The sequence below is a fragment of the Streptomyces aurantiacus genome (assembly GCF_027107535.1).
Taxonomy (GTDB): domain Bacteria; phylum Actinomycetota; class Actinomycetes; order Streptomycetales; family Streptomycetaceae; genus Streptomyces.
The window spans coordinates 7,538,899-7,561,796 of the sequence record NZ_CP114283.1; the positions used below are offsets into that span (position 1 = coordinate 7,538,899).

At 71.1% G+C, this 22,898-nt stretch carries 19 protein-coding genes; 4 read left to right on the top strand and 15 right to left on the bottom strand.

The window, feature by feature from the left end; all coding sequences use genetic code 11:
• Position 1: 1 nt before the first annotated feature.
• From recA to O1Q96_RS35315, 3 genes are all read right to left on the bottom strand, one after another.
• Entirely contained in the window at positions 2-1,126 is a 1,125-nt protein-coding gene (gene recA / locus O1Q96_RS35305; RefSeq protein ID WP_269252023.1) for a recombinase RecA, read from the bottom strand.
• A 271-nt stretch (positions 1,127-1,397) separates the two neighbouring features.
• On the bottom strand, positions 1,398-2,660 hold the full coding sequence (locus O1Q96_RS35310; RefSeq protein ID WP_269252024.1) for an AI-2E family transporter: 1,263 nt from the start codon (positions 2,658-2,660) through the stop codon (positions 1,398-1,400).
• A gap of 60 nt (positions 2,661-2,720) precedes the next feature.
• Positions 2,721-2,915, bottom strand: coding sequence for a DUF3046 domain-containing protein (locus O1Q96_RS35315; RefSeq protein WP_217459445.1), 195 nt, complete (start codon positions 2,913-2,915; stop codon positions 2,721-2,723).
• An 80-nt stretch (positions 2,916-2,995) separates the two neighbouring features.
• Between O1Q96_RS35315 and O1Q96_RS35320 the strand changes: the two genes are divergently transcribed.
• Positions 2,996-3,940 carry a hypothetical protein gene (locus O1Q96_RS35320; protein ID WP_269252025.1) on the top strand — a complete coding sequence of 315 codons (945 nt, stop codon included), beginning with the start codon at positions 2,996-2,998 and terminating at the stop codon, positions 3,938-3,940.
• Between the two features lie 69 nt (positions 3,941-4,009).
• Here O1Q96_RS35320 and O1Q96_RS35325 read toward each other — a convergent pair whose 3' ends face one another.
• From O1Q96_RS35325 to O1Q96_RS35335, 3 genes are read right to left on the bottom strand one after another with little or no spacing between them, the layout of a single operon-like run.
• Positions 4,010-4,318 carry an AzlD domain-containing protein gene (locus tag O1Q96_RS35325; RefSeq protein WP_217459443.1) on the bottom strand — a complete coding sequence of 103 codons (309 nt, stop codon included), beginning with the start codon at positions 4,316-4,318 and terminating at the stop codon, positions 4,010-4,012.
• Positions 4,315-5,073, bottom strand: coding sequence for an AzlC family ABC transporter permease (locus O1Q96_RS35330; RefSeq protein ID WP_269252026.1), 759 nt, complete (start codon positions 5,071-5,073; stop codon positions 4,315-4,317). The genes O1Q96_RS35325 and O1Q96_RS35330 overlap by 4 nt, the downstream gene beginning before the upstream one ends.
• A complete protein-coding gene (locus O1Q96_RS35335; protein WP_269252027.1) occupies positions 5,036-5,938 on the bottom strand; it encodes an AraC family transcriptional regulator in 903 nt (300 codons plus the stop codon). The genes O1Q96_RS35330 and O1Q96_RS35335 overlap by 38 nt, the downstream gene beginning before the upstream one ends.
• A 194-nt stretch (positions 5,939-6,132) precedes the next feature.
• On the opposite strand from O1Q96_RS35335, the gene O1Q96_RS35340 reads away from it, so the two are divergent.
• The 3 genes from O1Q96_RS35340 (at position 6,133) to O1Q96_RS35350 (ending at position 12,934) form a co-directional block, all read left to right on the top strand.
• On the top strand, positions 6,133-11,100 hold the full coding sequence (locus tag O1Q96_RS35340) for an ATP-dependent helicase (RefSeq protein WP_269252028.1): 4,968 nt from the start codon (positions 6,133-6,135) through the stop codon (positions 11,098-11,100).
• Positions 11,101-11,154: 54 nt separating this feature from the next.
• Complete coding sequence (locus O1Q96_RS35345; RefSeq protein ID WP_269252029.1) at positions 11,155-11,973, top strand: Fpg/Nei family DNA glycosylase; 819 nt, start codon at positions 11,155-11,157, stop codon at positions 11,971-11,973.
• Between the two features lie 196 nt (positions 11,974-12,169).
• Entirely contained in the window at positions 12,170-12,934 is a 765-nt protein-coding gene (locus O1Q96_RS35350; RefSeq protein ID WP_269252030.1) for an SDR family NAD(P)-dependent oxidoreductase, read from the top strand.
• 137 nt (positions 12,935-13,071) lie between these two features.
• Here O1Q96_RS35350 and O1Q96_RS35355 read toward each other — a convergent pair whose 3' ends face one another.
• From O1Q96_RS35355 to O1Q96_RS35395, 9 genes are all read right to left on the bottom strand, one after another.
• Positions 13,072-13,338: a hypothetical protein gene (locus O1Q96_RS35355; RefSeq protein WP_269252031.1), complete on the bottom strand. Its 267-nt coding sequence runs from the start codon at positions 13,336-13,338 to the stop codon at positions 13,072-13,074.
• A gap of 365 nt (positions 13,339-13,703) precedes the next feature.
• The gene (locus O1Q96_RS35360) at positions 13,704-14,174 is read right to left on the bottom strand and encodes a Dps family protein (protein ID WP_269252032.1); all 471 of its coding nucleotides are present in this window, start codon (positions 14,172-14,174) and stop codon (positions 13,704-13,706) included.
• A 288-nt stretch (positions 14,175-14,462) separates the two neighbouring features.
• Positions 14,463-14,837, bottom strand: a complete 375-nt coding sequence (locus O1Q96_RS35365) for a helix-turn-helix domain-containing protein (protein WP_269252033.1) — start codon at positions 14,835-14,837, stop codon at positions 14,463-14,465.
• Between the two features lie 109 nt (positions 14,838-14,946).
• On the bottom strand, positions 14,947-15,492 hold the full coding sequence (locus O1Q96_RS35370; protein ID WP_269252034.1) for a CinA family protein: 546 nt from the start codon (positions 15,490-15,492) through the stop codon (positions 14,947-14,949).
• Positions 15,489-16,295 (bottom strand): CDP-diacylglycerol--glycerol-3-phosphate 3-phosphatidyltransferase, encoded by an 807-nt coding sequence (pgsA, locus tag O1Q96_RS35375; RefSeq protein WP_269252035.1) that lies wholly within the window; start codon positions 16,293-16,295, stop codon positions 15,489-15,491. Before pgsA ends, O1Q96_RS35370 begins: the two co-directional genes overlap by 4 nt.
• Complete coding sequence (gene rimO, locus O1Q96_RS35380; protein WP_269252036.1) at positions 16,292-17,773, bottom strand: 30S ribosomal protein S12 methylthiotransferase RimO; 1,482 nt, start codon at positions 17,771-17,773, stop codon at positions 16,292-16,294. Before rimO ends, pgsA begins: the two co-directional genes overlap by 4 nt.
• Before the next feature lie 140 nt (positions 17,774-17,913).
• Positions 17,914-18,759 (bottom strand): helix-turn-helix domain-containing protein, encoded by an 846-nt coding sequence (locus O1Q96_RS35385; RefSeq protein ID WP_269252037.1) that lies wholly within the window; start codon positions 18,757-18,759, stop codon positions 17,914-17,916.
• A 310-nt stretch (positions 18,760-19,069) separates the two neighbouring features.
• Positions 19,070-21,811: a DNA translocase FtsK gene (locus O1Q96_RS35390; protein ID WP_269252038.1), complete on the bottom strand. Its 2,742-nt coding sequence runs from the start codon at positions 21,809-21,811 to the stop codon at positions 19,070-19,072.
• A 361-nt stretch (positions 21,812-22,172) separates the two neighbouring features.
• A complete protein-coding gene (locus tag O1Q96_RS35395; protein ID WP_269252039.1) occupies positions 22,173-22,859 on the bottom strand; it encodes a response regulator in 687 nt (228 codons plus the stop codon).
• Positions 22,860-22,898 lie beyond the last annotated feature (39 nt).

A 22,898-nucleotide genomic window follows, 5' to 3' on the forward strand; every position in this document is an offset into this window, starting at 1 on the left:
ACTAGCTCTTGGCCGCCGCGGCCTTGGGCTTGACGGCCTTGGCCGCGGGAGCGGGAACCGTCTTCGCGGTCTCGCCCGCAGCGGCCGGTACCGCCGCGTCCGCGCCCGGCTCGGCGGTGGGCTGCTCCGGCTTCACACCGACGCCCAGCTTCTCCAGGATCTTCTTCTCGATCTCGTTGGCGAGGTCGGGGTTGTCCTTGAGGAAGTTGCGCGCGTTCTCCTTGCCCTGGCCGAGCTGGTCGCCCTCGTACGTGTACCAGGCACCGGCCTTGCGGACGAAGCCGTTCTCCACGCCCATGTCGATCAGGCCGCCCTCGCGGCTGATGCCCTGGCCGTAGAGGATGTCGAACTCGGCCTGCTTGAAGGGCGGTGCGACCTTGTTCTTGACGACCTTGACGCGGGTGCGGTTGCCGACCGCGTCGGTGCCGTCCTTCAGGGTCTCGATACGACGGATGTCGAGACGCACCGAGGCGTAGAACTTCAGGGCCCGGCCACCGGTCGTGGTCTCCGGCGAGCCGAACATCACGCCGATCTTCTCGCGGAGCTGGTTGATGAAGATCGCGGTGGTCTTCGACTGGTTGAGCGCGCTGGTGATCTTCCGCAGGGCCTGGCTCATCAGACGGGCCTGCAGACCCACGTGCGAGTCGCCCATCTCGCCCTCGATCTCCGCGCGTGGCACCAGGGCGGCGACGGAGTCGATGACGATGAGGTCGAGAGCGCCGGAGCGGATCAGCATGTCCACGATTTCCAGAGCCTGCTCGCCGTTGTCCGGCTGCGACAGGATGAGGTTCTCGATGTCGACGCCGAGCTTCTTCGCGTACTCGGGGTCGAGGGCGTGCTCCGCGTCCACGAAGGCCACCTGGCCGCCGGCCTTCTGCGCGTTCGCCACCGCGTGCAGGGTCAGGGTCGTCTTGCCGGAGGACTCCGGGCCGTACACCTCCACCACTCGGCCGCGCGGCAGGCCGCCGACGCCGAGTGCGACGTCGAGTGCGGTCGACCCGGTGGGGATGACCTCGATGGGCTCGTTCGGCCGCTCGCCGAGGCGCATCACCGCACCCTTGCCGAATTGCCGTTCAATTTGTGCGAGCGCGGCGTCGAGCGCCTTCTCGCGGTCGGTTCCTGCCATGGGTTCCACCCGATTTGCTTGAGTCGATCGCTTCACGTCAAAGACGCTAACGCCTGCCACTGACAATGCGCCCCGACGCCCGTCCAGCCTGTGGATAACTCGGGCACTTCCGCATGAAATCCCCGCCTGAATCCCGTCTCGGGCCTCGCCGGAACCTCCATGAGAATGGATGTTCGATTTTGGTGTCAAGCGCACCACGCCCTCGGGCGACAGCGTGTCGCGGCTGTGCCGCCCGGCTGTCCAAGGGAGCGCGAGGCGGGCCGGAAAGACGCTAGGACGAGGCCCTGGGCGTGTCGTCCTCTGCCCGCCGTGGCTCCCCGGAGCTGCCTCGCAGAAGGCGTCGGACGCGTCTGAGGAGCGTGCCCGAGCCCCGCTCCCGGCGCCCGTGGACCCGCGGATCGTCCGTGACGTCGTACCGCTTCACGTACGCCCCCAGGAAGGCCTGCAGTGTGGCGACCGCCGGGATGGCGATCAGCGCACCGACGGCTCCGAGCAGGGCGGTGCCCGCGACGACCGATCCGAAGGCGACCGCCGGGTGGATGTTCACGGTCTTCGCGGTCAGCTTGGGCTGCAGCACGTAGTTCTCGAACTGCTGGTAGATCACGACGAAGATCAGCACCCACAGCGCGTACCAGGGGTTGACCGTGAAGGCGATCAGCATGGGCAGGGAGCCCGCGAGATACGTACCGATGGTGGGGATGAACTGCGAGACCAGTCCCACCCAGACGGCGAGCACGGGTGCGTAGTCCACGCCGAGGGACTCCAGCAGGATGTAGTGCGCGAAGCCGGAGATGAGGGCCATCAGACCGCGTGAGTACAGGTACCCGCCGGTCTTGTTGACGGCGATCTCCCACGCGCGCAGGACCTCGGCCTGCCGGGCCGGCGGCAGCACCGAGCACAGCGCCCGCCTCAGCCTCGGGCCGTCGGCGGCGAAGTAGAAGGCGAACAGTGTGATCGTCAGGAGCTGGAAGAGTCCGCCCAGCACCTGCGCGGACACGTCCAGGACGCCGGTCGCGCTGTTCTGCACGTACTTCCGGAGCCAGTCGGAGCGCAGCAGGCTGTCCTGGATGTCGACGCGGCTGAGCTCCGTGTGGAAGGTGGTGTTGACCCAGCTGATCACCGAGTCGACGTATTTCGGGAAGTCCTCGACGATGTCGATGATCTGCCCGGCCAGCATCGAGCCGAGCAGCGTGACGAATCCGGCGCTCACGATCATCACGATGAGGAACACGAGACCGGTGGCCAGCCCTCTGCGCATGCCGAACGAGGCCATCCAGCTCACCGCGGGCTCGATGGCGAGGGCCAGGAAGAACGCGATCAGGATGTTGATCAGCAGGCCGGTCAACTGGTGGAAGGCCCAACTGCCCAGCTGGAAACAGGCGATCAGGGCAAGTGCCAGCACCATGGCCCGCGGCAGCCAGCGCGGCATGCGGCTGCCCCCCGCGACCGTGCCTCCGGCCGGGGGCCCGGGAGGTGTCGTGCCGAGCGGGGATGCGTGCTGTCCGACCTGCGCGGTCTCATCTGTCGATGCCACGGCCCAAGTCTCGCCCACGCCACCGACAATCGACCCCCGCCATCGGATCTTCGCGGTCTGTCAGCGCATTTCGTGGGGAACGTTCACCGCCGTACACACCGCGCGCCACACGTCCTTCGCCTCCCAGCCCGCGTCCAGCGCCTGCTGCACCGTGCGCCCGCCGAGCTCCGACATGACGTGGTCGCACGCGAAGGTCTCGGCGTACCCCGCACCGAAGTGATCCGCCATTCGCTCCCAGAAGACCGTCAACCGCATGACTCCAGTATCCCGCCCCTGAGAGTGGGCCCGAGCCGGGACCGCTTGCCGAGAACGCTTTCCGCCCTACGGTCTGACCCATGGCCGAATCAGGAGCATCCCCACTCCCCCCGACGCCCCCGGCGCACACCTCCGTCGCGCGCGCCGAGCATTTCGTCTGGCTCACCGCGCGCGTGCTGGAGCAGCGCCGTTTCGCGTACCACTTCCTGGGCGGCGGTGCGGACCCGGTGGAGACCGCGCTGGCCGCCTACCGCAACGAGGACGACGGGTACGGCCACGCGCTGGAACCCGATCTGCGCGGCCCGGTCAGCCAGCCCCTGCATGTGGGGCACGCGCTGCGTGTCCTGGACTCGATCGGTCGCTGTGGCGGGCAGCGGGTGGAACGCGTGTGCCGCTACCTGACCTCCGTGTCGACGCAGGACGGCGCGTTGCCGGCGATCCATCCGAGCCAGCGCGGCTATCCGTCGGCACCCTTCGTGCCGGTCGTGGACGACCCGCCCAGCGAACTGCTCGCCACCGGCCCCGTGGTGGGTCTGCTGCATCGCAACGAGGTGTGGCACGCCTGGCTGTTCCGGGCCACCGACTTCTGCTGGCAGGCGGTGGAGTCCCTGGCGAAGTCGCATCCGTACGAGATCGAGGCCGCCGTGACCTTCCTGGACTCCGCGACCGACCGCCCGCGCGCGGAGGCGGCCGCCGACCGGCTCGGCCGCCTGGTGCGTGAGCAGCGGCTCGCGGTACTGGATCCCGAGCGCGTCGAGGCGTTCCCCGTGGCACCCGGCTACGCACCGGGGGAACACCATCTGCCCCACGACTACGCGAAGACTCCGGGCTCCCTCGCGCGCGCGTGGTTCACCGACGAGGAGATGGCACGGTCCCTGGAGTTCCTGAAGGCCCAGCAGCAGGAGGACGGCGGCTGGCCGGTCCGCTGGCGTCAGTGGGCACCGGGCACCGCTCTGGAGGCACGCCCGATCGTCACGATCGAGGCGCTGCGCACTCTGCGGGCGTACGGGCTGTCCGTCGGCTGACGCCTTCGGGCGCCCGAGTCCCGGCACGGGGCGGCCCGAACCAGCGACACGACGCGGCGAGCGTCCCTCTCAGCCCGCCAGTGCCCGCACCCCCGCCGTGACCAGCACCGCCACGGCCACGACCAGCAGGAACGGAGCACGCAGCAACAGCGCCGAGGCGGCCGCCGCGAGCCCCGCGGCCCTCGCGTCCAGCACCAGGACGCGGCCGTCGGCGAAGGTCTGCTGGGCCGTGAGTGCGGCCAGCAGGGCGACGGGCAGCAGAGCGGCCAGCCGCTGGACGAGCGGCCGCTCCAGAACGCCCGCGGGAATCAGCAGCCCGACAAGTTTTACGGCGTAGCAGCCCACCGCGGTGACACCGATCGCGATCCAGATGTTCAACGCTCCTCCTCCGCCGCGTCACGCTCGCCGGCCGCCTTCGTACGCGCCGTGCGGCGACCGTCCGCCCAGAGGACGGCCGGGGCGGCCAGCGCGGCCACCAGGACGGGGACACCGGCGGGCAGCACGGGCAGCAGGCCGAGCCCGAGAACGACCGCGAGTCCCGCGACCACCCGTTCCCTGGCCGTCTTGATCATCGGCGCGAGCAGTGCCAGGAAGACCGCGGGTCCCGCCGCGTCCAGGCCCCACGCGTCGGTGTCACCGATCGCCTCGGCGCCCAGCGCGCCGAGCAACGTGGTCAGGTTCCACAGCACGTAGAGCGACAGGCCGGTGACGGTGAACCCGATTCGCACGCTGCGCCGCGTGGGCTGGGCGAGCGCCACGGCCGTGGTCTCGTCGATGACCCATTGGGCGGCGAACGGGCGCACCGCGCGCGGGAGGGCCAGCAGCTGCGACAGCCGCAGCCCGTAGAAGGCGTTGCGCACTCCCAGGAAGAAGGCGCCCGCAGCGGCCGTGAACGGGTTGCCCCCGCCGGCCAGCGCTCCCACGAGGGCGAACTGTGAGGCTCCGGTGAACACCAGAAGGCTGAGTGCACACGTCTGGAGCACGGTGAGCCCGCTGCCCTCCGAGGTCACCCCGAAGGCGAAGCCGGACAGTCCGACGGCCACTCCGACACCGAGGGCGTCCCGTACGACGGCGGCGTCGGGTTTTCCGCCGTCTTCACTTCGTATGTCCGCGAAAGCTGTTTGTTCTGCCACGCCTCGGACCGTAGACCGGGTCCTGCCGCGGGTCTTGTACGTTCTTGCGCTCGCGCTGGTAGGCCCCCGGCGGTACGCCCACGATCCGGGTGAAGTGCCGGTTGAGGTGCGGCTGGTCGGTGAATCCCACGGTGAGGGCCGCCTCGGCCGGTACGACGCCCGCGTCCAGCAGCCGGCGCGCTCGCCGCACACGGGCGTCGGTGAGCCACGCGTGGGGCGGCATGCCGTAGGTGTCCCGGAAGGCGCGCAACAGGGCGAAGGGGCTGGTCCCGAGGTCGTCGGCGAGCCGTTCCAGAGTGGGTGGTTCCACGATCCGCTCCTCGAGCAGGGCACGCGCGCGTGCGGCCACCCGGGCGCCCGCCGTCCGCGGGGCCCGCTGCGGCAGCTGTCCGCCGTTCAACCTCAGCAGCCGGGTCACGGCCACCCGCAGCAGTGTGTCGGCGGCGAGCGCGTTGCCCTCCTCGGCGGCGCGGAGCACCTGGTGAACCAGTCCCGCGGCGTAGGGGTCGTCGAGCACCGGGCTCATGAATCCGGGAGCGCCACGGAGCATGGTGGTCTCGGCGGCGATCTCCGCGACCAGTTCCGGCGACGGGTAGACCGCGCCGTACCGCCAGCCTTCGGGAACACCGGCGCGCCCCGTGTGCGGGGTGTCGGGATTGACGAGGGCGAGAGAGCCGGCGCCCGCGTACTGATCGGCGCCGCCGTGGTGGAAGACCTCCACGCCGTCGGCGATGGCGGCGATGACGAAGTTCTCGTGCGTGTGCCGGACGAAGGTCTTGTGGACGTACCGGGCCCGCAGGAGATCGACACCGGGCAGATCCGCGTACTGCCAGTGCCGCGCCCGCTCCTTCCCCGTGCCCGCCATGCCACCATTCTCCGCCACCACGGCGTGGCCCGGACGACACCTGCCCCCGCCCGGCCACCCCGTGCCGCCCGGACGTGGCCGGGAAACGGACGTCGGCGGATCCCGCCAGCGCCGGCAGCAGGCGCGGCAAACCCCCACCGCCCGTGTTTCCACAGGTCAGGCGCGTTGTCAGTGCCCGGGTGCAGGATGGACGCATGGTCAGCTCCGCACGCCGAGCCCTGGACGGCTTCTCCCCCGCGACCCGCGCCTGGTTCACGGGGGCCTTCTCCGCGCCCACAGCGGCACAGGCCGGCGCGTGGCAGGCCATCGGAGAAGGTTCGGACGTCCTGGTGGTCGCCCCGACAGGCTCCGGCAAGACCCTGGCCGCGTTCCTCGCCGCGCTGGACCAGCTGGCCTCGACACCGCCACCGGCCGACCCGAAGAAGCGCTGCCGGGTTCTGTACGTGTCGCCGTTGAAGGCCCTCGCGGTGGACGTGGAGCGGAATCTGCGCAGCCCTCTGACCGGTATCCGGCAGGAGGCGGTGCGCCTGGGCCTGCCCGAGCCCGAGGTGAAGGTCGGCATCCGCTCCGGCGACACCCCTCCCGCCGAGCGCCGCACCCTGGCCACCCGCCCGCCGGACATCCTGATCACGACCCCCGAGTCGCTGTTCCTGATGCTCACGTCGGCCACGCGTGACGCTCTGACCGGCATCGAGACGGTGATCCTGGACGAGGTGCACGCGGTCGCGGGCACGAAGCGCGGCGCCCACCTCGCCCTGACCCTGGAGCGGCTCGACGAGCTGCTGCCGAGGCCGGCTCGCCGGATCGGTCTCTCCGCGACGGTCCGCCCGGTCGACGAGGTCGCCCGCTACCTCTCCCCGCGCCGCAAGGTGGAGATCGTCCAGCCCCCGTCCGACAAGGAGTTCGACCTCTCCGTGGTCGTGCCCGTCGAGGACCTGGGCGAGCTCGGCGGCTCTCCGGTGGCCGACTCCGACCAGGGCGCCGAGAAGCCGTCCATCTGGCCGCATGTCGAGGAGAGGATCGCCGACCTCGTCCAGTCCCACCGCTCGACGATCGTGTTCGCCAACTCCCGCCGCCTGGCGGAGCGCCTGTGCAACCGGCTCAACGAGATCGCGTACGAGAGGGCGACGGGTGAGCCCCTGGGGGAGCACCACGCGCCGGCCGAGCTGATGGGCGGCTCGGGCGCGGCCCAGGGCGCCCCGCAGGTCATCGCCCGCGCCCACCACGGATCGGTGTCCAAGGAGCAGCGCGCCCTCGTCGAGGAGGATCTGAAGGCGGGGCGCCTGCCCGCGGTGGTGGCCACCTCCAGCCTCGAGCTCGGCATCGACATGGGCGCGGTGGACCTCGTGATCCAGGTCGAGTCCCCGCCCTCCGTGGCCTCCGGCCTCCAGCGTGTGGGCCGCGCGGGCCACCAGGTCGGGGCGGTCTCCACGGGCGTGGTCTTCCCGAAGTACCGGGGCGACCTCGTACAGGCCGCCGTCGTCACCGAGCGGATGCGCACCGGCTCCATCGAGTCCCTCCGCGTGCCCTCCAACCCGCTGGACGTGCTGGCCCAGCAGATCGTCGCCATGACGGCGCTCGACACCTGGCAGTACGACGACCTGCTCGCCACGGTCCGCCGGGCGGCGCCGTTCGCCTCACTGCCCGAGTCGGCGTTCACAGCGGTGCTCGACATGCTCGCGGGCCGCTACCCGTCGGACGCCTTCGCCGAGTTGCGGCCGCGCGTGGTGTGGGACCGGGTCGCCGGTACGGTCACGGGGCGCCCCGGCGCACAGCGCCTGGCCGTCACCTCCGGGGGCACGATTCCGGACCGTGGCCTCTTCGGGGTGTTCCTCGCCGGCTCCGACCCCAAGAAGGGCGGCGGCCGGGTCGGTGAGCTCGACGAGGAGATGGTCTACGAGTCCCGTGTCGGGGATGTCTTCACGCTGGGCACCAGTTCCTGGCGCATCGAGGACATCACGCGCGACCGCGTCCTGGTCTCCCCCGCGCCAGGGGTGCCGGGCAGGCTGCCGTTCTGGAAGGGCGACCAGCTCGGGCGTCCTCTCGAGCTGGGCCGTGCGCTCGGGGCGTTCCTCCGAGAGGTCGGGTCGCTGCCCAAGGACGACGCCCGGCTGCGGCTCCTCGCCGCAGGCCTGGACGCCTGGGCGGCGGACAACGTCCTCTCCTACCTGGCGGAGCAGCGAGAGGCCTGCGGCCACATCCCGGACGACCGCACCATCGTCGTCGAGCGGTTCCGCGACGAGCTGGGCGACTGGCGGGTCGTCGTGCACTCCCCCTTCGGCGCACAGGTCCACGCCCCGTGGGCGCTCGCGCTCGGTGCCCGTCTCTCCGAGCGGTACGGCATGGACGCGCAGGTCATGCATGCCGACGACGGCATCGTGCTGCGCCTCCCGGACGCCGATCTGATGAGCCTAGACCTGCTCGACCAGGAGCCCGTGAAGGCCGGCACGGAGTACGACGCGGAGCAGGCACCCCTGGGCGCGGCGGACGTCACGTTCGACAAGGGTGAGGTCGACCAGATCGTCACCGACCAGGTCGGCGGCTCAGCGCTGTTCGCGTCCCGCTTCCGTGAATGCGCGGCCCGCGCCCTGCTTCTGCCGCGCCGCAGCCCGGGCAAGCGCACCCCGTTGTGGCAGCAGCGCCAGCGGGCCGCCCAACTGCTTCAGGTGGCGAGCGAGTTCGGTTCGTTCCCGATCGTCCTGGAAGCGGTCCGCGAATGCCTCCAGGACGTCTTCGACGTGCCTGGCCTCGTCGAGCTGATGGGCGACGTGGAGTCCCGCAAGGTGCGGCTCGTCGAGGTCACCACGCCCGAGCCGTCACCGTTCGCCCGCTCGCTGCTGTTCGGTTACGTCGCCCAGTTCCTCTACGAGGGCGACTCGCCGCTCGCCGAGCGCCGCGCCGCGGCCCTGTCCCTGGACTCGCGCCTGCTCGCCGAGCTCCTCGGCCAGGCGGAGCTGCGCGAGCTCCTGGACGCGGACGTCCTGACCGAGCTGGAGCGCGAACTGCAGTGGCTCACCGAGGACCGCCGGGCCAAGGACGCCGAAAGCGTCGCGGACCTGCTGCGGATGCTCGGTCCGCTCACCGAAACCGAACTGGCCGAGCGCGGAGCCCTCCCGGAGTGGGCCCGGGAGCTGGCCGCGGCCCGCCGCGTCATCCGGGTCCGGATCGCCGGAGCCGACCACTGGGCGACGATCGAGGACGCGGGCCGCCTGCGCGACGCGCTCGGTACCGCCCTGCCCGTCGGCGTCCCCGAGGCCTTCACCGAGCCGGTCAAGGACCCCCTCGGCGACCTCCTCGCCCGCTACGCGCGCACGCACGGCCCCTTCACCTCCACCGCCGCTGCGTCACGCTTCGGCCTCGGCACGGCGGTCACCGAAGGTGCCCTGCAGAGGCTCGCGGCGAGCGGCCGCGCCGTACAGGGCGAGTTCCATCCCGCCGGAATCGGCCAGGAGTGGTGCGACGCGGCGGTGCTGCGCCGGATGCGACGCCGTTCGCTCGCCGCGCTGCGTCACGAACTGGAGCCGGTACCGCCCGCCGCACTCGCGCAGTTCCTGCCGCAGTGGCAGCACCTGGGAAGCGGGCACGGGCTGCGCGGTCTCGACGGACTCGTGCGCGCCATCGAGCAGTTGCAGGGCGCTTCGGTGCCCGCGTCGGCGCTGGAGAAGCTCGTCCTGCCGTCCCGCGTCTCGCACTACGCCCCTGCGATGCTCGACGAGCTGACCGCCGCCGGCGAGGTGGTCTGGGCCGGAGCCGGCGCGCTGCCGGGCAAGGACGGCTGGGTCTCCCTGTACCTGGCGGACTCGGCGCCGCTCCTCCTGCCTCCTGCGCATCCCCTGGAGCTGACCGCGCTCCACCAGTCGGTGCTGGACTCCCTCTCCGGTGGCTACGGCCTGTTCTTCCGCCAGATCACCGACCAGGTCCGGGCCACCACGCATCCGGATGCCACCGACCCCCAGTTGGCCGACACCATCTGGGACCTGGCATGGTCGGGCCGCCTGACGAACGACACACTCGGTCCGATGCGTTCCCTGCTGGGCTCGGGCCGCACCGCGGGCTCCACCGCGCACCGGGCGAAGCGCACGATGCCCCGCGGTCGGTACGGAGGCCTGGCGGCCGGTGCACGCCCCACCTCGCGCACCGGCCCGCCCACCGTCGCGGGCCGCTGGTCACTGCTGCCGGACCGGGAGCCCGATGCCACGGTGCGCGCGCACGCCCTGGCCCGCACCCTGCTCGACCGGCACGGCGTGGTCACCCGGGGCGCGGTCGCCGCAGAGGGCGTGGAGGGCGGTTTCTCCGCCGTCTACCGCATCCTGTCCGCATTCGAGGACAGCGGTCAGGCCCGCCGAGGCTATGTGGTGGAAGGGCTCGGGGCAGCGCAGTTCGCGATGGACGGTGCCGTCGACCGGCTGCGCGCGGCGGCCACCGCCCGTGAGCGGGGCGAGGCCCTGCCCGACACCGGTGTCCCGGCTGCTCCCGCACTCGGTCACCCGGGTGCGCACAGCCCGGGCCACGCCGACGGCCCCGCCGGGCACCCGGACCCCTTCGACGACGACATGGGCCTCCCGTCCGCCGACGCGCTAGGGCCCGAGAGCGACCCCTACTCCTTGGGCGCCGGTTCCGGCTCCAGGGGCGGCGGTTCCGGACCGTTCTTCCCCGACTCCTCCGCGCCCGGCTCCGAGCAGGGTTACGCGCCTGCCTTCCGCGACTCACCTCGTACGGCCCCGCAGGCGTTCCCCGGCGGACCTGCCTCCCGCACCCGGGCGGGCAGCGCGGACCGTGCCGTGGTGCTGGCCGCCGCCGACCCCGCGAACGCCTATGGCGCGGCCCTCTCCTGGCCCGAACCTCCGACCGGCGCGGGTCACAAGCCGGGCCGCAAGGCAGGCTCCCTGGTCGTGCTGGTGGACGGCGAGCTGACCCTCTACATGGAGCGCGGCGGCAAGACGCTCCTGGCCTGGCCCTCCGCACCGGACGAGTCGCCCCTGCACGACGCACGCCTGCGCACGGCTGCCGAGGCCCTCGCCGCAGGTGCCCGCGCGGGTTCTCTCGGCACGGTCACGGTGGAGCGGGTCAACGGCGCCTCCGCACTGACATCTCCGTTCGGCACCCTTCTGGAAGGAGCCGGTTTCCACGCGACCCCACGCGGTCTGCGCCTGCGCGCGTGAGTGCGCCCGCCCACCCGCAGGACCACCCGCCCACTCCGTGCCACCCTGGATCCCATGCCCGAAGGAGACACCGTCTGGCAGGCCGCCCGGCGCCTGCACCGGGCCCTCGCGGGCCATGTGCTCACGCGCTCCGACCTCCGCGTCCCCAAGTACGCCACGGCCGATCTCACCGGGCGCACGGTCCTGGACGTCACCCCGCGCGGGAAGCACCTGCTCACCCGTATCGAGGGCGGCCTGACTCTGCACTCGCACCTGCGGATGGACGGTTCCTGGAAGGTCTACGCCCCGGGTGAGCGCTGGCGCGGCGGCCCCGGCCACCAGATCCGCGCGATTCTCGGCACCGCGGAGCGGACAGCGGTCGGTTACCGGCTCCCCGTCCTGGAGCTGCTCCGCACCGCCGACGAGGACCGCGCGGTCGGCCATCTCGGCCCCGACCTCCTCGGCCCCGACTGGGACCCGGACAAAGCCCTCGCGAACATCCTCGGAGCCCCGGACCGGTCCCTCGGCGAGGCGCTCCTCGACCAGCGCAATCTCGCCGGCATCGGCAACGTCTACAAGAGCGAGCTGTGTTTCCTGCTCCGCGTCACGCCCTGGCTCCCCGTCGGCGAGCTCTCCGCCGAGCACACCACCCACCTTCCAACGCTCGCCAAGAAGCTCCTCGAGGTCAATCGCGACCGTCCCACCCGCATCACGACCGGCCGCCGCGACCAGAATCTGTACGTCTACGGCCGTGCACCCCGCCCCTGTCTGCGCTGCGGCACCCCGATCCGCGTGGCGAGCCAGGGCGACGGCTCCCGCGACCGTCCCACGTACTGGTGCCCGCTCTGCCAGTCGGGCCCGGCCCCCTCCTCACGCCCCGGCACCATCCGGTGACACTGCCCTGAGCGCACACGCCGGTGACGGCAGACCACTCCCCCGGCCCGCGAACCGACCCAACAACGGTCACCCCGACCACGACGGTCATCCCGCCCCGCCGGCCACCACGACCGCCCCGCGACATACAACCCCAGTGGCTTGCACACACCACAGCTAATTGACGACCCGTCAGAAATGCTCGTACCGTCCCCTCATGCCCGTCACGGCGTACGACCTCACCGGACGCACCGCATTCGTCACAGGCGCGGCCAGCGGCATCGGCCGCGCCTGTGCCGTACTGCTCGCGGAGGCAGGTGCGACCGTCCACTGCGCGGACCGCGATGCCCCGGGCCTCGACGAGACGGCCGCGCTGATCAAGGACAAGGGCGGCACGGCCCACGTCCACACCCTCGACGTCACCGACCGCCTCCAGCTCGGTGAAGCGGTCGCCGCCTGCGCGCGCCTGGACGTCATGGCCGCCGTCGCCGGGATCATGCACAGCAGTCCCGTCCTGGAGACCCGGGAGGAGGATCTCGACCGGGTGTTCGGGGTCAATTTCAAGGGCGTCCTGTACGCCTGCCAGGAGGCGGCCCGCTCGATGCTGGCCTCCGACACGCGCGGCAGCATCATCACGATGGCCTCGGGGGCGGTGGACACCGGCGGGCCTGGGCTGCTCTGCTACGGAGCCGCGAAGGCGGCCGTCGTACAGCTGACGAAGACCCTGGCGACCGAGATGGGACCGCACGGCATCCGCGTCAACGCGGTCGCTCCGGGCTGGATCCGTACACCGATGACCGACCGCCACGACGGTGAGGCCCAGGCCCGGACGGAGACCTTCATGGCCCGGATGTCACCGCTGGGCCGAGTCGGCGAGCCGGAGGACATCGCCCACGCGGTCCTGCACCTGGCCTCGGACGCCTCGGCGTTCACGACGGGCCAGATCCTCCGCCCCAACGGGGGCGTGGCGATGCCCTGGTAGCGGCCCGCGCCCACCAGCAAGCCCCGACGCACGGGCAAGCCCTCGCGCCCCACAAACGGCTCTCCCCGCAAAGAGCCTCCTAGGCCCCTCGTCGCTTGCCGCTTGCCGCCCGCCCGAGAAGTCCCGCTCGGCGCACCTCAGAAGGACTCGCCCCGCCCCAGGAGCGGCCCGCGCCTCCTTCGCCATGCCTCCGAGGCCCGCCGCATCCACTGGTCCGATCCAGCTGCCCCCGCGGCCCGCGACTTGGGCACACAGTGCACCGGAAGCAGGCTCAGCCCCCACCCGCCGGCCGCGACCGCCCCTTCGAGCACTCCGGCTTCGGCTGTGAACGCCAGCCGCAGCACCGCCCACCACCACAGCCCACCGGCGCCCAGAGCCAGCCCCCACCGGCCTATTCGCCCCATCCGCCCCTTCATGGCACCGCCTCCAGCCCGACGCTAGACCGCCGCGTTCCCACATCGACAGGGCGCACCGGCACGCCAGGGGCGCCACAGGCGCACCTTCGACTCCGGCCCCACCACAGCGCGCCCCGCGCCAGAACAAGAACCGACGCCGAAACCATCACCGCCACGGACCGCGCCCTCTATCCCGACCGCAGCCTCGAGCCCGCCCCCGGGAAAACCGTCCCCAGCCGGACCACAGCCGACCGGACCGAACCCGCGCCGGAACCGGCGCCCGAGCCCGCACCGGCGCCCGCGTCCACGCCGGAGTCGGAGCCGGCACCCCGTACCGCGCCCGCTTGCGAACCCGCCGCCCGGCAGACCCGCAGTCACCCGTGTTCCGCCTGGAACATCCAGTGGTGCTTCTCAAGGTCCGCGGTGATCCCGATGAAGATGTCCTCACTCACCGGATCGGCGTCCCCCGTCGCCGCCACCCGTTCCCTCATCCGTCCGATCACGGCGCCGAGCGCGTCCACGAGGGCGCCCACCGCGTCGGTGTCCTTCACCCACCCGTCCGGGACGGCGCCGATACCGCTGCTGCTCGCTACGGTCGCGGCCCGTCCGTCCGGCGAGACACCGAGCGTGGAGGCACGTTCCGCCACGGTGTCGGAGTGCAGCCGGGCGGTGTCGACGACCTCGTCGAGCTGGAGGTGGACGGACCGGAAGCGCGGCCCGACCACGTTCCAGTGGATCTGCTTCGCCACGAGCGACAGGTCCACCAGGTCGACGAGCGCACCCTGCAGCGCCTCGGACACGGTCTTCAGATCGGCATCGGACAACGAGCTCTTCACGACGTACATCGACATCCTCCGGTCAGCGGCGACCCCCGGCCTTGCCCCTCCACCATGGCCGCCTCAACCAATACCGGCAAACGCGACAAACACGCCTCCGTGGCCGCATCCGAGATTCCGTGCGGCACCGACCCGCTCCCAGACACCGCGTCCACCCAAACACCCGCCGTGAAGGACGGGACCGCCGCCGACCGAACGCAAGAGCCCCGGCCGCGCTCCTCCAGGTCTCCCCGGAGAAGCCCCGGCCGGGGCTCTCACGACGTTCTTCTCAGCCCAGGGGCGCGAGCCCGTGGGCCATCAGGCGGCGACGACGTCTACCGCCTCCGCAGGCGCCTTGATGGTCACCCGTTCCGGCGGCACATTGGTCACCGAGACAGCATTGAGCCTCGGGCGAACCGGCGTGGGCACGGGGTCGGTGGCCGCTGCCGACTGGGCCAGCTCGGCGAGAGCGAGCTCGTCACTCACTTCCCGCATGAGCTCGGACATCCGTACGTCCAGCGCGTCGCAGATCGCGGAGAGCAGTTCGGAGGAGGCCTCCTTCTGCCCCCGCTCCACCTCGGAAAGATAGCCGAGTGAAACTCGGGCGGACGAGGAGACTTCGCGCAGAGTACGGCCCTGGCGCTGGCGCTGCCGACGCAGCACGTCACCAAGCAGGCGACGGAGCAGAATCATCGGTGGCTCCCTCCTCGGACCGCGTAGCCGCATCCTTCACGCCCCACCGTACCGCCTTGCGCCGCGGCCGTGCGGGGAGCGATGTCGTGTTCACTCAGGGCTGCAAACATCAAAACCCCCCGTTCTGTTCCGTATCCTGTGCCCGCTCATTCCCAGTGTGTTCGCCCACGAGCCGCTCCAGAAGCAGTGCGAGCACTCTCCGTACACTCTCCTTACGGATTTCCGTCCGGGAGCCGTTCAACCGCAGCGCCGACACTTTCCCGCCATGAGCGTCTCCGTTGAGCGCTCCGGATGGTCCTTCGACGGCGACGAAAACCGTGCCGACCGGCTGCCCGTCCTGAGGTTCGGGCCCCGCCACACCGGTGGTCGCGATCCCCCAGTCCGCGCCGAGCACCTTGCGCGCGCCGGCCGCCATCTGGGCCGCGACCTGCGGATCCACCGCTCCGCGCTGATCCAGCAGAGTGGCGTCGACACCGAGCACGTCACGCTTGAGGTCGGTGGCGTACGCGGTCACCGAGCCGCGGAAGGCCTTGGACGCCCCCGGCACCGCCGCGAGCTCCGCGGCCACCAGTCCGCCGGTCAGGGACTCGGCAACGGCGAGCGTCTGACCGTTCACCGTGAGTAGTCGCAGCACTTCGGCGGCGGTGGAGGTCACGCTTCCGCCTCCTCGGCGGCGGCCTTCCGCTCAGCCAGTCCCTGGCGCCGCAGCACAATGGCCTGTCTCACATAGTCGGCGCCGGTGATAACGGTCAGAGCGACCGCCACAGCCATCATCCAGAACCTCAGGGTCGCCAGCGGCCCCGTCAGCGCCAGGACGTACATGCCGACGGCCGTGCCCTGAGCGAGCGTCTTCAGCTTGCCGCCGCGACTGGCGGGGATCACTCCGTAGCGGATCACCAGGAATCGCAGGCAGGTGATGCCGAGCTCACGTCCGAGGATGACCCCGGTCACCCACCACGGCAGGTCGCCGAGCGAGGAGAGACAGATCAGCGCCGCCCCCATGATCGCCTTGTCGGCGATCGGATCGGCGATCTTGCCGAAGTCGGTGACGAGGTTGTACGTGCGCGCGAGATGACCGTCGAAGATGTCCGTGATCATGGCAACGGCGAAGGCGGCCCAGGCCCAGGCCCGCCATACGGGGTCGTAACCGCCGTCGGCCAGCATCAGCGCCACGAAGCCCGGTACGAGCACCAGCCGGAGCATGGTGAGCAGATTGGCGACGTTCCACAGACTGGCCTGGTTCACGGCCACCGCGGTCAGCTTTCCGCCCCGCGGCGTCTTCGAGTTCTGGGCGCCGGAAGCAGCCGTATCGGAGGTGCGGGCACCGGAAGCACCCGCGCCGGTCGGCCGAGCGCCGGAAGCGCCCGTACCCGAGGTTCCCGTACCGGAAGGTCCCGCAGCACCGCGTGTGCCGGGCGCACCGGGGCCGCCCGCCGCGGATGCCGGGACTCCGGTCATCTGGCCGCCTCCTCAGTACACCCGAGCGAGCCCGGGAGCGGCTCGGCCACCAGGTCGACACCTTCCGTACCGACCACCTTCGCCTCGACCATACGGCCGACGGTCAGTCCTTCGCCGCTCGTGAACAGCACCTGGCCGTCGGTCTCGGGAGCCTGGTGCGCGGCGCGGCCGTACGCACCCTCGTCCTCGGCGGCAGAGCCGGTGGACTCGACCAGTACCTGCAGGGTCTCGCCGACGCGCTCCTCCGCCCGCTGCGAGACCAGCTCCTCCGCGAGCCGGGACACGCGCGCGAGACGCTCGGCGACGACGTCCTCGTCCAGCTTGTTCTCGTACGTCGCCGCCTCGGTGCCGTCCTCGTCCGAGTAGCCGAAGACGCCGATGGCGTCGAGCCGTGCGCCGTTCAGGAAGCGCTCCAGCTCCGCCAGGTCGTCCGCGGTCTCACCGGGGAAGCCCACGATGAAGTTGGACCGCACACCGGCCTGCGGGGCCTTGGACCGGATGGTGTCGAGCAGCTCGAGGAACTGGTCCGTGCTCCCGAAGCGCCGCATCGCGCGGAGCACGCCGGGGGCGGAGTGCTGGAAGGACAGGTCGAAGTAGGGGGCGACCTTCGGCGTGGAGGTCAGCACCTCGATGAGCCCGGGCCGCATCTCGGCCGGCTGCAGGTAGCTGACCCGCACCCGCTCGATGCCGTCGACGTCGGCGAGCTCGGGCAGCAGCGTCTCCAGGAGCCGGATGTCACCGAGGTCCTTGCCGTACGACGTGTTGTTCTCGGAGACCAGCATGACCTCCTTCACGCCCTGCTCGGCGAGCCAGCGCGTCTCGCCCAGTACGTCGCTGGGGCGCCGCGAGATGAAGGAGCCGCGGAAGGACGGGATGGCGCAGAAGGAGCAGCGCCGGTCGCAGCCGGAGGCCAGCTTCACCGAGGCCACCGGGGAGCCGTCCAGCCGCCGGCGCAGGGGCGCGCGGGGGCCGGAGTCCGGAGCAAGGCCTTCCGGCAGATCCGCGGGACCGTGTCCGGGGAGGGCGACCTCCGCACCGGCGCTCTGCCGTTCGGCGGGGCTGATCGGCAGCAGCTTGCGCCGGTCGCGCGGGGTGTGGGCGGCGTGGATTCCGCCGTTCAGGATCGTCTGGAGCCGGTCGGAGATGTCGGCGTAGTCGTCGAAGCCGAGCACGCCGTCCGCCTCGGGCAGGGCCTCGGCCAGTTCCTTGCCGTACCGCTCGGCCATGCAGCCGACGGCGACGACCGCCTGGGTTCTGCCATGACCCTTGAGGTCGTTGGCTTCCAGGAGTGCGTCGACGGAGTCCTTCTTGGCGGCCTCGACGAAGCCACAGGTGTTGACGACGGCGACGTCCGCGTTCTCGGCGTCCTCCACGAGATGCCAGCCGTCCGCCTCCAAGCGGCCTGCGAGCTCCTCCGAGTCCACCTCGTTGCGGGCGCAGCCAAGAGTGACAAGTGCGACGGTACGGCGTTCAGGCATGGGCTCAAGACTACTTCGTCCCACTGACACCCCACGTCGACGGGGTTGGCCGATCTTGGCCAACCCCGTTCCCGCATGCCCGAAAGGCCGGGCGAAAGCCGCTGCACGTCAACCGGTACGTGCCGGCGAAGCCGCCCGGCTCAGCCGACCTCGGGGTCGCCCTTCGTGTAGCTGAGGCGCTCCACCTGTCCCGGCTGGAACTCGTCCTCGATCTGCTTGCCGTTCACGTACAGCTGGAGCGCACCCGCGTCACCGAGGACGAGGTCGATCCTCTCCTTGTCCTGGAAGGTCTCGGAGTCGCCCTGCTGCAGGAAGCCGTCGAAGAGCAGCCGGCCGTTGTGGTCCTTGGCCGAGATCCAGCTGCGTCCGTCGGGGGCGGTCACCTGGACGGTCACCTTGTCCTGCGGAGCGGCCGCGATGGCGCTGTCGGACGGGTCGGACTTGGGGTCCTGCGGCTTGGTAGGCGTCGGCTTGGTCTTGACGGGCTTGCTGGCGGTGGGCGTGGACCCTTCGGCGACCTGCGTCTTCCTGCTGTTGCCGTCGTCGTCGCTGAACAGCGTGAACCCGACGAAGCCGATCACGGCGACGATCGCGGCGACCATGGCCGCGGTCCAGTTGGGGCCCCGGCGCTCCGGACGGATCCGCTCCGCCTCGAACATCGGTGCCGCCGGGGTCGGCGCGGGCCGCCCGCCGTGCCCGGCGTCGAAGCGCGCGAGCAGCGGGTCGGGGTCGAGGTGGACGGCACGGGCGAGCGTCTTGATGTGACCGCGCGCGTAGACGTCGCCACCGCAGGGGGCGAAGTCGTCCTGTTCGATCGCGTGCACGATGGCGATACGGACCCGGGTGGCGTTACTGACGTCGTCGACGGTCAGCCCCGCCGCGATGCGCGCCTGCTGCAGCGCACGGCCGATCGAGGGGCGATCGTCCTCTTCGTAGGGACGCTCGTCCTGAGGGGAGTTGTCGTCAGGGGAGTTGCCGATGGACACGGGGGCGCCTTTCGAGCGTTAAGCCACCTGTGCTGGAGGTTCAGTCTAGGGGGGGTGCGAAAGGGTGGGGCAACCGGGCGGTGGGACTTTGTACGCCATCGGAATGGCCGGTCATCCTGATGCCGGGACAGGTCTCTGTACCTTCCCTCAACTTGACGTGCGACGAACGGAAACGGTTGCTCACCGTTCCCTTACGGGTAAGTCACGTTCGGATCACCCGAGTGGCCCCGGCCTGGTCACCCGAGTGGCCCCGGCCTGGTCACCCGAGTGGCCCGCCCGTCCGTGGAAGGGAGCGGCCCGCCCTGTTTCCCTACGGTTGAGCCTCCCCACGGATCACCGCGAGCACTCCGTCCAGTTCGTCAGCCTTCACAAGAACGTCACGTGCCTTGGAACCCTCGCTGGGACCGACGATGTTGCGGGACTCCATGAGGTCCATGAGCCGCCCTGCCTTGGCGAAGCCCACACGCAGCTTGCGCTGGAGCATCGAGGTGGACCCGAACTGCGTGGAGACGACGAGTTCGGCCGCCTGGCACAGCAGGTCGAGGTCGTCGCCGATGTCCTCGTCGATCTCCTTCTTCTGCTTGGTGCCCACGGTGACGTCTTCCCGGAAGACCGGCGCCATCTGGTCCTTGCAGTGCTGTACCACTGCGGCGACCTCGTCCTCGGTGACGAAGGCACCCTGCATGCGGGTGGGCTTGTTCGCGCCCATCGGCAGGAAGAGCCCGTCCCCCTTGCCGATCAGCTTCTCGGCGCCCGGCTGGTCGAGGATGACGCGGCTGTCGGCGAGCGAGGAGGTGGCGAAGGCGAGCCGGGACGGCACGTTCGCCTTGATCAGACCGGTGACGACGTCGACGGACGGCCGCTGCGTGGCCAGCACCAGGTGGATGCCGGCCGCGCGCGCGAGCTGCGTGATGCGCACGATGGCGTCTTCCACGTCCCGCGGCGCGACCATCATCAGGTCGGCGAGCTCGTCCACGATCACCAGCAGGTAGGGGTACGGCGACAGCTCCCGCTCACTGCCCTCGGGCAGCTTGACCTTCCCCTTGCGGATGGCGTCGTTGAAGTCGTCGATGTGCCGGTACCCGAAGGCCGCCAGGTCGTCGTAGCGCAGATCCATTTCCCGTACGACCCACTGCAGCGCCTCGGCGGCCCGCTTCGGGTTGGTGATGATCGGCGTGATCAGGTGCGGGATGCCCTCGTACGCGGTCAGCTCGACGCGCTTGGGGTCGACCAGGACCATGCGCACGTCCTCGGGGGTCGCCCGCACCATGACCGAGGTGATCAGACAGTTGATGCACGAGGACTTTCCGGAACCGGTCGCTCCAGCCACCAGGACGTGCGGCATCTTCGCGAGGTTGGCCATCACGTAGCCGCCCTCGACGTCCTTGCCGAGCGCGACCAGCATCGGGTGGTCGTCCTCTGCGGCGTCCGCGAGGCGCAGTACGTCACCCAGGTTGACCATCTCGCGGTCGGTGTTGGGGATCTCGATGCCGACCGCGGACTTGCCGGGGATCGGGCTGATGATCCGCACGTCCGGGCTGGCGACGGCGTACGCGATGTTCTTGGCGAGCGCCGTGATCCGCTCGACCTTCACTGCGGGGCCGAGCTCGACCTCGTACCGCGTGACCGTCGGACCGCGGGTGAAGCCGGTGACGGCCGCGTCGACCTTGAACTCGGTGAAGACGGTGGTCAGCGACTCGACGATGGCGTCGTTGGCGGCGCTGCGCGACTTGCCGGGGCCCCCACGCTCCAGGAGGTCGAGCGACGGCAGCGAGTACGTGATGTCGCCGGAGAGCTGGAGTTGCTCGGCCCGCGCGGGCAGGTCCCGGGGCGCGTCGGGAGCGGGTTTGGTCAGGTCGGCGACTTCGGCCTTCAGCATCCCCTGCTTGGGCCTGGTGTTCTTGGCGCGGGCGGCGGGCACCGGTGTCGGCTCCTCGACCGGGCCCGAGTCCTCGCGCTCGGCCCGGTCCGCGCCGACGCCCTGCGTGAGGTCGGCCACCAGCGGCGAGGGCGGCATCCCGTGCAGCACGGCGCCGTCGAGCGCCGCCGCGGCGGCCGCGGCCACGTCGACGGCGTCCATGGGCCGGTCCAGGGCGGGCTGCTGCACTGCGGGCCGCCTGCGGCGGCTCCGGCGCGCGGAGAGCGCCTCCTGCTCGGCGTCGTCCGGGTCGTACGCCTCGGGCGCCGCCCGGCGGCGCCGGGGGCTCGCGGGCAGTGCTTCGCGCCACTGCTCGTCGTAGCGCTCGTCGTCCTCGTAGAAGACCTCGTCGCTCTCCCGCGGCTGTACGACGCCGAGCCTGACGCCCAGCAGCCTCAGCCGTTGCGGAATCGCGTTGACCGGGGTCGCGGTGACCACCAGCAGCCCGAAGACCGTGAGCAGCACGAGGAGCGGCACGGCGAGGACGTCGCCCATCGTGTACGTCAGTGGAGTCGCCGCACCCCAGCCGATGAGCCCGCCCGCGTCCCTTATCGCCTGCATGCCGTCGCTTCGTGCGGGCGCCCCGCAGGCGATGTGGACCTGGCCGAGCACGCCGATCGCGAGCGCGGACAGGCCGATGACGATGCGCCCGTTGGCGTCGGGCTGCTCGGGATGCCGGATGAGCCGGGCGGCGACGACGGCCAGCAGTATCGGCACGAGCAGGTCGAGGCGGCCGAAGGCGCCGGTCACCAGCATCTCGACGAGGTCGCCCACCGGACCGCGGAGGTTGGACCAGGTCCCTGCGGCGATGATCAGCGTGAGGCCGAGCAGCAGCAGCGCGAGGCCGTCCTTGCGGTGCGCGGGGTCGAGCCCCTTCGCGCCCCGCCCTATGCCGCGGAACACGGCGCCGACGGCGTGCGCCACTCCGAGCCAGAGGGCGCGTACGAGCCTGTACACGCCCCCGGTCGGGCTGGGCGCCGGCTTCGGGGGTGCTGCTTTCCTGGCTGCGGCCTTCTTCGCAGGCGCCTTTTTCGCGGGAGCTCTCTTCGCGGGGGCCTTCTTCGCCACAGCCTTCGTCGGAGCAGCCGCCTTCTTCGCGGGCGGCTTCTTGGCTGCGGGCTGACGTGGGGCCATGGGTGTGAGGTTACCGGTGGAGACCACTGCGGACACGTGTGCCTACTGCTTCACCCGTTCGTGTCGCCCGTCCCAGGCACCGAACTGACGCCGCCTCAACAGCGGCAGGCCTGCCTGAAGAGGGCAACCGTGCGGCCGGCACCGCCGACTCGCCCGTCTCGCACGGGCTCGAAGCCGCGCCGCCCTTGCCCGTTCACCTGACCCGTGCCGCACAGGAACGGCACCGCACGCTTCACCGACGCACGCCAAGGCGACCGCCTCCCGAAGCGCGTTCGGCCCGGGCGGAAACAGGAAATTGGCCCGGGCAGGCCGACAACGCGCGGTCCGGCGCACACTTCCGGCCGGACCCGCGCGTTCGTCGTCAGTTCTGGGAGGGCAGCGAAGCCGCCCCGCTCCCCGTCCCGGGCTCCAGGGCGTCCAGTGCGCGGCGCAACCCCGTGAGTTTGCGTTCGAGATGGGCCGCTGTCGCCACCGCCGCCGCGTCCGCCGAATCGTCGTCCAACTGCTTGGAGAGAGCCTCGGCCTGTTCCTCGACTGCCGCGAGGCGTGCGGAGAGTTCGGCGAGCAGTCCGGCCGGCTCCTTGCCGTCGCCGAGGGCCGCCTTGCCGCCCCCGCCCTCCAGCTGGAGACGCAGCAGCGCCGCCTGCTCCCGGAGTTGGCAGTTCTTCATGTAGAGCTCGACGAAGACCGAGACCTTCGCGCGCAGCACCCACGGGTCGAACGGCTTGGAGATGTAGTCGACCGCGCCCGCCGCGTATCCCCGGAAGGTGTGGTGCGGGCCGTGGTTGATCGCGGTGAGGAAGATGATCGGGATGTCCCGGGTCCGTTCTCGCCTCTTGATGTGCGCGGCGGTTTCGAAACCGTCCATGCCCGGCATCTGGACGTCCAGCAGAATGACCGCGAAGTCGTCCGTGAGCAGTGCTTTGAGCGCTTCCTCCCCGGAAGATGCCCGAACCAGTGTCTGATCGAGCGCAGAGAGGATGGCCTCCAGCGCCAGCAGATTCTCCGGCCGGTCATCGACCAGGAGGATCTTGGCCTTCTGCACCATGGCCCGCCCTCCTCGTCCCGGCAGTGCACCGGGCGCCGC

Bases quoted from the DNA above. Each gene is read 5' to 3' on its own strand.
- recA (WP_269252023.1), bottom strand. From the start codon at position 1,126: ATGGCAGGAACCGACCGCGAGAAGGCGCTCGACGCCGCGCTCGCACAA.
- O1Q96_RS35315 (WP_217459445.1), bottom strand. From the start codon at position 2,915: ATGCGGTTGACGGTCTTCTGGGAGCGAATGGCGGATCACTTCGGTGCG.
- O1Q96_RS35320 (WP_269252025.1), top strand. From the start codon at position 2,996: ATGGCCGAATCAGGAGCATCCCCACTCCCCCCGACGCCCCCGGCGCAC.
- O1Q96_RS35335 (WP_269252027.1), bottom strand. From the start codon at position 5,938: ATGGCGGGCACGGGGAAGGAGCGGGCGCGGCACTGGCAGTACGCGGAT.
- O1Q96_RS35340 (WP_269252028.1), top strand. From the start codon at position 6,133: ATGGTCAGCTCCGCACGCCGAGCCCTGGACGGCTTCTCCCCCGCGACC.
- O1Q96_RS35345 (WP_269252029.1), top strand. From the start codon at position 11,155: ATGCCCGAAGGAGACACCGTCTGGCAGGCCGCCCGGCGCCTGCACCGG.
- O1Q96_RS35350 (WP_269252030.1), top strand. From the start codon at position 12,170: ATGCCCGTCACGGCGTACGACCTCACCGGACGCACCGCATTCGTCACA.
- O1Q96_RS35355 (WP_269252031.1), bottom strand. From the start codon at position 13,338: ATGGGGCGAATAGGCCGGTGGGGGCTGGCTCTGGGCGCCGGTGGGCTG.
- O1Q96_RS35360 (WP_269252032.1), bottom strand. From the start codon at position 14,174: ATGTACGTCGTGAAGAGCTCGTTGTCCGATGCCGATCTGAAGACCGTG.
- O1Q96_RS35365 (WP_269252033.1), bottom strand. From the start codon at position 14,837: ATGATTCTGCTCCGTCGCCTGCTTGGTGACGTGCTGCGTCGGCAGCGC.
- pgsA (WP_269252035.1), bottom strand. From the start codon at position 16,295: ATGACCGGAGTCCCGGCATCCGCGGCGGGCGGCCCCGGTGCGCCCGGC.
- rimO (WP_269252036.1), bottom strand. From the start codon at position 17,773: ATGCCTGAACGCCGTACCGTCGCACTTGTCACTCTTGGCTGCGCCCGC.
- O1Q96_RS35390 (WP_269252038.1), bottom strand. From the start codon at position 21,811: ATGGCCCCACGTCAGCCCGCAGCCAAGAAGCCGCCCGCGAAGAAGGCG.
- O1Q96_RS35395 (WP_269252039.1), bottom strand. From the start codon at position 22,859: ATGGTGCAGAAGGCCAAGATCCTCCTGGTCGATGACCGGCCGGAGAAT.